The sequence below is a fragment of the Pseudoalteromonas sp. SR43-2 genome, from assembly GCF_014163885.1.
In the GTDB taxonomy this organism is placed as follows: Bacteria; Pseudomonadota; Gammaproteobacteria; order Enterobacterales; family Alteromonadaceae; genus Pseudoalteromonas; species Pseudoalteromonas distincta.
Genome location: NZ_JACJED010000038.1, coordinates 1 through 9,498, shown reverse-complemented (window position 1 = coordinate 9,498; position 9,498 = coordinate 1). Strand labels below are relative to the sequence as shown.

General features: G+C 32.3%; 10 protein-coding genes. All 10 read left to right on the top strand.

What is annotated here, in order from left to right:
- On the top strand, positions 1-225 hold a 225-nt coding region (locus H5120_RS19920), incomplete at its 5' end, for an SAF domain-containing protein (protein WP_259397859.1).
- Positions 218-1,132: an alpha-2,8-polysialyltransferase family protein gene (locus H5120_RS19915; RefSeq protein ID WP_259397860.1), complete on the top strand. Its 915-nt coding sequence runs from the start codon at positions 218-220 to the stop codon at positions 1,130-1,132. The genes H5120_RS19920 and H5120_RS19915, both read left to right, overlap by 8 nt.
- Entirely contained in the window at positions 1,129-1,944 is an 816-nt protein-coding gene (locus H5120_RS19910) for a glycosyltransferase (RefSeq protein WP_182675872.1), read from the top strand. Before H5120_RS19915 ends, H5120_RS19910 begins: the two co-directional genes overlap by 4 nt.
- Entirely contained in the window at positions 1,941-2,984 is a 1,044-nt protein-coding gene (locus H5120_RS19905) for a hypothetical protein (RefSeq protein ID WP_182675871.1), read from the top strand. The genes H5120_RS19910 and H5120_RS19905 overlap by 4 nt, the downstream gene beginning before the upstream one ends.
- A complete protein-coding gene (locus H5120_RS19900; protein ID WP_182675870.1) occupies positions 2,977-4,197 on the top strand; it encodes an oligosaccharide flippase family protein in 1,221 nt (406 codons plus the stop codon). Before H5120_RS19905 ends, H5120_RS19900 begins: the two co-directional genes overlap by 8 nt.
- Positions 4,181-5,272, top strand: a complete 1,092-nt coding sequence (locus H5120_RS19895) for a glycosyltransferase family 4 protein (RefSeq protein ID WP_182675869.1) — start codon at positions 4,181-4,183, stop codon at positions 5,270-5,272. The genes H5120_RS19900 and H5120_RS19895 overlap by 17 nt, the downstream gene beginning before the upstream one ends.
- Positions 5,265-6,344, top strand: a complete 1,080-nt coding sequence (locus H5120_RS19890; RefSeq protein WP_182675868.1) for a hypothetical protein — start codon at positions 5,265-5,267, stop codon at positions 6,342-6,344. The genes H5120_RS19895 and H5120_RS19890 overlap by 8 nt, the downstream gene beginning before the upstream one ends.
- A 106-nt stretch (positions 6,345-6,450) precedes the next feature.
- Positions 6,451-7,533 carry a UDP-N-acetylglucosamine--undecaprenyl-phosphate N-acetylglucosaminephosphotransferase gene (gene wecA, locus H5120_RS19885; RefSeq protein ID WP_182675867.1) on the top strand — a complete coding sequence of 361 codons (1,083 nt, stop codon included), beginning with the start codon at positions 6,451-6,453 and terminating at the stop codon, positions 7,531-7,533.
- 288 nt (positions 7,534-7,821) lie between these two features.
- Positions 7,822-8,988, top strand: a complete 1,167-nt coding sequence (locus H5120_RS19880) for a nucleotide sugar dehydrogenase (RefSeq protein WP_182675866.1) — start codon at positions 7,822-7,824, stop codon at positions 8,986-8,988.
- 92 nt (positions 8,989-9,080) lie between these two features.
- Positions 9,081-9,398, top strand: a complete 318-nt coding sequence (locus H5120_RS19875) for a four helix bundle protein (protein WP_182675865.1) — start codon at positions 9,081-9,083, stop codon at positions 9,396-9,398.
- The last annotated feature ends 100 nt before the right edge of the window (positions 9,399-9,498 follow it).

Sequence of the window (9,498 nt, the reverse complement as noted above, 5' to 3'; positions counted from 1 at the left end):
TACGAGCGCAAAGAGAGTGAGAAAGGAAATGCTATATTCAGACGCTCACTGTATGTGGTAAAAGATGTTGCTGAAGGTGAGTTATTTACACATGAAAATGTAAAGAGTATAAGGCCTGGTTATGGACTAGCCCCTAAGCATTTATATGATGTGATAGGAGTGATTTCGAACCAAGATATAACTTCAGGTACTGCATTTAGATTCGAGTTTGTAAGTGATGAATGAGATTGTTGTTGGACATGTAAGTTCATCATATCAATTGTTAAATTTTATTCTTTTTTTAAAGTTAAAGAGATATAAAAATTGCAATAAGTACGTAATCCTTGATTCGTATTTTAAACAAGCAACTTTTTCTAAATCTTTGGTGGATAGCTTAGATAAAATAGATGTTAAAATCCTAAACCGAGGGTTTAGAGATATCGAAGCCTTAATTAAAGGTAATAAAAATTTAATCTTAATATCTCCTGGGATTAATGTTCAATATATTCGTTATTTTAGTAAAATGTCCTTTATAAAAATTGATGATGGTATCGGTAGCTATGCTAATTTTTTATATCGATATAAAGCGTTCATTAGAGAAAGAGGAATATCAATAAAAGTAGGGGTATTTCCTATTTGGTATGCATTAATGACTATTATTGAAATGATAAAGCTTAAAGAAAGATTTGCGTCTTTTGATAATGATAGTTATAGAAGTTGTTTGACTGGCTTCATAGAGGTCGAAAGCGGACTTGTAGAGGAGGAATATGCACTTTTTTGCTCTCAACCTTATGTCGATATTGGGGTGTTAACTGAGAGTGAGTACAAAAAAATACTATATTGTGCAGAAAAGCTCGCTAAAGGAAAAGGTATCCCACTAAAAATATTGAGACATCCCGCAGATAGGGGGTTTGATTACAGTAGTTATGAAGTTATTAATACTTGTTCTATTTTCGAAGAGTTTGTTTGTAAAAATAAAAATCAGATAAAACTTGTGCTTGGGATTAATAGTACGTGTTTAATAACCGCAAGCAATATTTTTGGGATTGAAAGCATATCAATACAAAATACTTTTTTCAGTAAAATGACTAACAATTTTCCTGTGAAAATAAAAGAATTATTTAAAAAATCGAGCAAAAAGGTTGACGTATGAGTAGTAAATATTTGTCTGTATTAATGGTCGTTTATATAAATGATTCCCCAATTTATTTTGATGAAGCTTTAGAAAGTTTAGCCAATCAGACACGCCTAGCTGATGAAGTTGTACTTGTAGAAAATGGACCTTTAACGGCATTGCACTTATCAGTTATTTTACGATATAAAGAAAAACTAAGAATAAAAATAGTTCGACTGCCTAAAAATTTAGGCTTAGGGAAGGCTCTTTCAGATGGTTTGGGGCATTGTGCAGGGGAGTTCGTTGCTCGCATGGATGCTGATGATATTTGCCTCCCTAATCGATTCGAAAAGCAAATGGAAAAAATGATATCGTCTGACTTTGATGTCATTGGTGGTATGATAACTGAGTTTAATGTAGATGGAATAGTAGGTTGTAGGAATGTTCGTGAATTTGATAAGGACATTAAGAAAATAAGCCGATTTGTATGCCCAATGAATCATGTAACAGTTATGTTTAGAAAAAATTCTGTGTTACGTGCTGGTAATTATCCAGACTTCTTTGGCTTAGAAGATTATCCCCTGTGGGCGCAGATGATTATGGATGGCTGCTCATTCTATAATTTACAAGAGCCATTGGTTAATGTACGTGTTGATGGCTTTGGTTCACGAAGGGGCGGTATATCTTATGCACGCATAGAGTATAATGTAATGTGTTATTTTAGAAAGATTGGGTTTATATCCAATTTGCAGTTTTTTATTTTAGCACCAATAAAGTTTTTAATACGAACGTTACTTAAGTCGAAAATAGAACTAGTATATTCTGGTGTAAGAAAGGTATTCTTTAAGTGAAATATATATTTCATATACATAGTCAAATAAATTGTTTAATTTCATGTTTAATAATAAAACAAAACAATATAAATAGAAAAGATGTTCTATTTTTGTGTTTTAGAGGGGTGGCCCCACCAAATGGGCTTGGTATCATAGAACACATACCTTTGAGTATTTACTATCATAAATTCAATAGTGTTCGCTATGTATATAGACTAAGCTTTTTAAATAATAAGAAAGTTATCTCATATGTCGATAATATTATAAATAACTTCTTGTCTGAAGATGCTTTTACTTATTATGTCCCTCATTGTAAAAACCCTTTATATTCAGTTATTATAAATCATAGATTTTGTCGTCAGGTGCACTATATTGAGGATGGTGCGGATAATTATATAAGCATAGAAATGTTACTAACTAAATTTCCAAATAAAGTTCATTGGTTACATTCACTCCTAAACCCATTTTTTCAGCTGTTTAGTAGCACGTGTGCTGATAGAGTTGTCCAGTACGAAAATTTATATAAGCAGATCGGTACTATAAGCTCCAAGTGTTTTACTATTAATGACGGTAGCTTTCAAAACGAACTTAATTCTAATATAGTTAAGTTAATACTCGATAAGGAAGTAACTAGAGTTTTTCCTACTGATGTTAAGTTTAACAATATATTCGTTTTTGATGCTTTAGTATCTCAAAATGTAATCACTCTTGAAGTATTTAGAGGGTTTTGGAGGAAGTTTATATCAGGAGAACTACTTTCAGAAAAAAAACTTTCTATAAAATTTCACCCCGCACAGTCTGAAAAAGTTATTAGCTTTGTACTTGAGTCTTTAAAAGAGCATAATTTTCAATATGAAGTGCTACCCCCAACTTTTAATTTTGAAGTGTTTAGTTGCATAAATACAGATAAAAATATTTATGGTATAGGTTCATCAATTCTGAAATATTCAAAGATAAAAAACCCACAGTTGACATTCCCTTTATATAAATATCTAGATAAAAAATCTATATTAGATAAAAAAAGACTCCTTTCTTGGCAGAGCCTGTTTAGTGAATAAATTATCCAATAAAATTATAAAACTTTTTTGTATAAGGTTTAATCAAATTGCAGTTCCTCTATTAATCTACCCCTATACTATATCTGTAGTCGGGTTAGAGAGCTTCGGTGTTATTAGTTTTTGGCTAGGGTTAAGCGCTTTTTTTGCAAAAATAATATCTCTAAATATGGACTCATTCTCATTGAGAGTGGTGTCTAGGAGCTTAGGGAATAAATATGAATTGAAAAAAAGTATAATTATGCCCTTATTTATAAAGGGTTGCATAAGCCTCTTTTTTATACCCATATATATATTATTTGCTTTAAATTATGCTTCCTCTAATGAGCAATTTGTAGTTGCTTTATTTTGTTTATATCCTATATTTCAAGCCGTTTTTAATTTTAATCACTATTTCGTTGCCACTGGTAAATTTAATATATGGATATTCATCTCTTTTTTTAGTAATGTTTTTTTATTGTTAGGGATATTTATATTAGTGAATAAACCTGAAGATTATACTATATATCCGATTGTATATTTTTTCTCTGTTTTATTACCTATTCCAGTTATTTTTAAAGTAATGAGATTAAATTACTTTAAGTTTAATTTTTCAATCTTATTAAGAAGTTCTAGAGAGTATATAAGTGTATCAAAATGGTTGGTTTCTGGTAAGTTACTTCAGTTACATATGAACGCAGCAAAGCCTATAATTGGTTTCTTATTCGGATATACAGCCGTTGCAATTTATGATGTTTCAGAAAAAATAGTGAATATTTCAAAGATTCCGTTTTCTATTATCTCTGACTCTTTATTTTCTGAGCAGATGAAAAAAGGACATGCTTTCTTGCGGGTTTCATTTATAAGTATTTTCATATCCTTGTTAATTTACAGCTTATTATATCTCTTTGGAGAATATGCTTTATTATATTTATTGGGTAATCAGTACACGATTGAAAGCTTTGCTATATTAAAAATATTATCTTTAATCTTATTTATTACTCCTCTTAGTTTACTTTTTGGAGTTAACTTCGTAGTTAAATTTGCTGAACAAACTTTGTATGGTAAGTTTTTGTTATCATCAAGTGTTATATCTGTTGCTGTTCTGGGTTTGTTGTTTTTTACTTGTGACTTTGGGCTCAAAATATTTTCTTTTTGGGTTGTTTTTTGCGAGTTTATTTTGTTTTTTCATTGTTTTGTATATTTTATTAAGGAACAACATGTTAAGTCGTTATGATATAGGGGTTTTTTATTTAGGGAAGTACACTAGTTTAATTGGCCCTCCGAAATCAATGTCTGACCTCGCTGAACTTTTGGAAAACCGTTTTAGAGTAAAACGATGTAAAAATATAGAGCCACAGAAGAACTATAATAATATCAACCCTGAAAGTACTAAATCACCTAAGAAAAAAAGATTTATGGGTAATATAATTAAATTCCTAAAAAGCAACCAATTCACTTATGATCTCTATATTCTATATATATTAGTTGCTTTTAATTTAAAGGTTTTATTTTTTTATTTTTTTAATCCTAATGCAAAAATTATAATTACTCAGCCTTTTCTTATTTTGAATTTCTTTAGAAGTATACGTTCTAATGTTATTTATATAAGAAGAGCTAATTCTTGTTTTGGGGTCAGAGAGCTTTCAGCACGTAAAAGTTATGCTAAAAAAGCTTTTGATAAAGTGTTCTTTAAATACGGCGTTAGAGATTTAGTCTATTTGGTTCCTCAAAGTAATAATGTAAGTGCATATAAAGTAATACCAAATCACTTCCATGCTGAATGGTTACCAAAGTATATTGAGCGAGATATAATAAAGGTATTTTATGTAGGTACTTGGTGTTCAAGAAAAGGAGGTGACTATTTTTTAAAAATATTTAAAAAAGCGATTGATGGTGTCAATGCTGAAGTTTTCGGTGGGTTAGGAAGTGATAATATATTGAATAATGAACTACTTGATTCTAAAGTTATAAGCTATCGGGGTGTTGTAGATAAACCTTACAGTCTTATGGCATGCGGAGATGTATTTATGTCGACATCAAGAGTTGAGGGTTTACAGCGTTCGTTAGTCGAGTCGATGCTCTCAGGCTGTTTAGTTTTAGCATTTGAAAGGCCTGACTCTCTTTTTTTGAGTGAATCGCCGGGGGTTTTTTTATGTAGTGAAGATAGTGTTATGACAATTTTAGAAAAAATAACAGCCCTAGATTTATCAGATAGGTTACAGCTAGGCAGACTGAATCGTCAATATGCAATTAATCATTTCTCTAGTGATGTGGTACTTGATAAGTGGACGGAACTACTTAATGGATAGAAAATATTTATTTGGTGTTCTCATTGCATTATCTGTTGCGGAAAATTATCCAATGATAAAAGCCGGCTCGCTAGCCTTATTATTATTTTGTATGCTATATGACGCTTTAGAATCTAAAATAACTATTTCTACATCTGAATTTTTTAAACTGCTTTTCATGTTTTCTATTTTTATATCGGCTTCTTTATTATCTGTTGGCTGTATTGTAAAAAATATAGATACAATATTTGGACTTTTTGTTAAAAGCTCCATTATTGGGATTGCTTTCTTATTATCTTCAAGAGAGCTCTTGTCTAAATCACTTCTAGTAGCTCTTAAAATACATATAGTAATCTTCATAATCCATTTCGTTTTTTTAGCTTTCGGTTTTGGGCATATTTTTGATTTATTGGTAGGGCTTGAGACACAAACAAATTTTAGTGAAAGCTCTTTTGTTTCATTCAGAGCAACAGGTTTATTTGATGAACCATCATTATTTGGTATGACAATTTTAGCTCTATGGATTTCTGCATATATCCTGTCTGGTAATTTGAACACTAAAATATATCAGATTGCTTTTTTCTCATTCTCAGTTCCAGTAATGATAGTTACTTTGGCTTCTTCATATTTAACTGGCGTATATAAGGGGATTATATTTAAACTAGGAATTATTACTTTTGTTTTTTTCTCTGCTTTTTTTATTTATAAGTTAGCTGCTGATCGGGAAATGAACGTAAAAGAGAGCCCTATAGGCTTAAGGTATACGCATTATCAGCTACTTTATGATTCGCCAAATTTTTATACAGGAAGTGGTTTTTGCTCGGCTTATGGAGTATTCCCACTTGACTTAGGGCGTGATTCATTAAGAGATAATTTTATGTCTAACTTTAAGGATGCAGGCCAAATTGCGTACAGTGTAGATAGAGTGGGAATTATTTTTTTCTTATTATATTTAGCTGTTATCTACCGTTTTGTTGGGCTTAAGAATTTTTTGTTAATTTTTATCTTTTTTAGTTTATCTAAAATTCCGATTATTGGTGTCGCGAGTATAATCTTATTGTCTTCATGCGCTAAAAGACGAATTGAAACGTGAATTGAAATTAAAGTAAGTTGAATGCATTTTTTAGCGATTAAACATTATCAGCTAAGGGGGGCTATATAGTTTAATATTTAAATAAGTATGTTTATCGGGGTTAGGTATGTTTTTAGATCTTCTTTTTACTTTTTTTATTTCTTTCGCAATACTATTTTTAATGCGCAAAGCTGCGCGACAAGTAGGTTTGGTTGACAAACCCTCTGGTCGTAAAGAGCACACAGGGAATATTCCTTTAGTTGGAGGGGTAGCTATATGCATCACTATTGTGCAATATATTTATTCGCATCCTAATATGATTAATCACGCCAATTTGTATATGTGTTGTATTGCCGGTTTGACCATTGTTGGGGCATTAGATGACAGGTATGACTTGAGCGTAAAAATACGCATGCTGATACAAACTCTTATATCTATAGCAATGATTTACTTTGCTCAAGCAGAGTTGGTTTCACTTGGAGATATATTAGGATTTGGTGAGATTAGCTTGGGCTATGGATACGTAGGTGGCTTAATTACTATTTTAGCTGTTATAGGCTGTATAAATGCCTTTAATATGGTTGATGGCATAGATGGCCTTTTAGGTGGCCTTTCGGTAGTTACATTTGGTGCTATTGGTATTTTACTTAATATGGCTAATGAGCAAAGCTTAAGTTATTTATGCTTATTATTGGTTGTATGTATGATCCCTTATATAGTTATGAATCTAGGCCTTATAGGTCGTGAGCGAAAAGTGTTTATGGGCGATGCAGGTAGTATGATGATTGGCTTTACTGTTATCTGGCTATTAATTGGGGCAAGCCAAACCTCAGGGAACCCTATGATACGCCCGGTAACCGCATTATGGCTTATTGCACTACCATTAATGGATATGGCTGCAATTATGATACGCCGCATTAAACAAGGTAAATCTCCGTTTAAGCCCGATCGCGAACATTTACACCATATATGCCAACGATTAGGTTGCTCGCCTACACAAACACTTATTTTAATATGCTCAATTGCATCTGTATTTGCTGTTATTGGTATAATTGGCGAGATTTTTATAATACCAGAATTTTTAATGTTTTATAGCTTTATAGCTATTTTTGCAGCTTATTTAGTTGTACTAATTAATTACTGTAAAATTATAAACTTTTTTAGACGTAAGTTAGACCTGCCAGAAAAACAATATTCTGCGAGTAAGTAAAACTATTTGAGCGCGAAGTAAATTCGCACCTACAGCTGACATATATCGTAGGTGGGTTTTATACCTCGCTTTTTATAATGTTAAATTACATAGCCGCGCAGTAAATTAGAGAGTATTGATTGGTGTATATTTCAATATTTTCATTTCTTTCTCATTTTTATTATTCTGTAAAAACCTTTAGTAATATCATTTGATATTACATTTTGGCTAAAGTCTTTTAGCTAGAGCCTAATTTATAACTCTGGTAGAATCATTTTATTAATTATTAACTAATCTTAAAGGATTAATATGAAAATTGCCGTAGTAGGTACAGGCTATGTAGGCCTTTCTAACGCTATGTTGCTAGCACAACACAATGAAGTGGTCGCATTAGATATAGACGAACACAAAATAGCACTGTTGAATGATAAAAAATCACCAATTGTAGATACCGAAATTAGTGATTTTTTAACACGTAGTGACTTAAATTTTACAGCAACTACCGACAAAGTAGCTGCATACAAAAACGCTGACTTTGTAATTATTGCTACACCAACCGATTACGATGTTGAAAATAACTACTTTAATACAAGCTCTGTAGAGGCTGTAATTAAAGATGCGATAGCGCATAACCCAAATGCGGTTATGGTTATTAAGTCGACTATACCCGTTGGTTTTACACAAAATATTAAAGAGACGTTAGGCGTTAGTAACTTAATATTTTCACCGGAGTTTTTACGTGAAGGTAAAGCGCTACACGATAACCTATACCCTTCACGTATTGTCGTTGGTGAGCAAAGTGAGCGCGCAACTGTGTTTGCAAGCTTACTTAAGCAAGGCGCTATAAAAGAAGATATTGAAGTACTTTTTACTGACTCAACAGAAGCCGAAGCTATTAAGTTGTTCTCAAACACTTATTTAGCAATGCGTGTAGCTTACTTTAATGAGCTTGACAGCTACGCTGAAGCACATGGCTTAAACTCTAAGCAAATTATACAGGGTGTTAGTTTAGACCCACGTATTGGTGATCATTACAACAATCCATCGTTTGGTTACGGTGGTTACTGCTTACCAAAAGATACTAAGCAATTACGTGCAAATTATGCAAATGTACCAAACAATATTATTGGTGCCATTGTTGATGCTAATACGACACGTAAAGACTTTATTGCCGACTCAATAATTAAGCGTAGCCCTAAAGTGGTTGGCGTGTATCGTTTAGTAATGAAAACAGGGTCTGATAACTTTAGAGCTTCTGCTATACAAGGCATTATGAAGCGCATTAAGGCGAAAGGTATTGAGGTAGTAGTTTACGAACCAGTACTTGAAGAAAATGAGTTTTATCACTCTCGTGTTATTAAAGACTTAAATGAGTTTAAGCAAATATCTGATGTTGTTGTGTCTAACCGCATGGTTGAAGAGCTCAGTGATATTGCTGACAAAGTTTATACTCGCGACTTATTTGGTAGCGATTAATAAACAAAGTTTAAAGACTAAAAGTTAAAGGTTAAAGGCTAAAGTATAAAGTATAAGTCAAAAACTAAGGTAAATTTATATTAGGGGGCGTTGTGCAATTTGAGGACTTAAATGTATGGCAACGCTCTGCCGATTTAGCTTGTGAAGTTTTTATTTATTTTAAGGCAAGTAAGCAATTTGGTTTAAAAGATCAAATTACACGCTCTGCATTATCAATTTCATCAAATATTGCTGAGGGTTATGAGAGAAAGACAGCTAAAGATTACTGCCGTTTTCTCTCTTACTCTAAAGGTAGCTGTGGTGAGCTTCGTTCACAAATATATATCGCCTTAAAAATTGGTGAAGTTGATACAAAAACAGCAGAAACCTGGATAGAAGAGTCTATGCTCCGACACTCTATCAATAGATGAGATTAAGCAATTGTGTGAAACACTTCATCAAGATGCGCAAAACGCAGAATTAAATGATGAACTACTCGCAAAGTTGCAACGCGGCGCACCTTCTACCTTT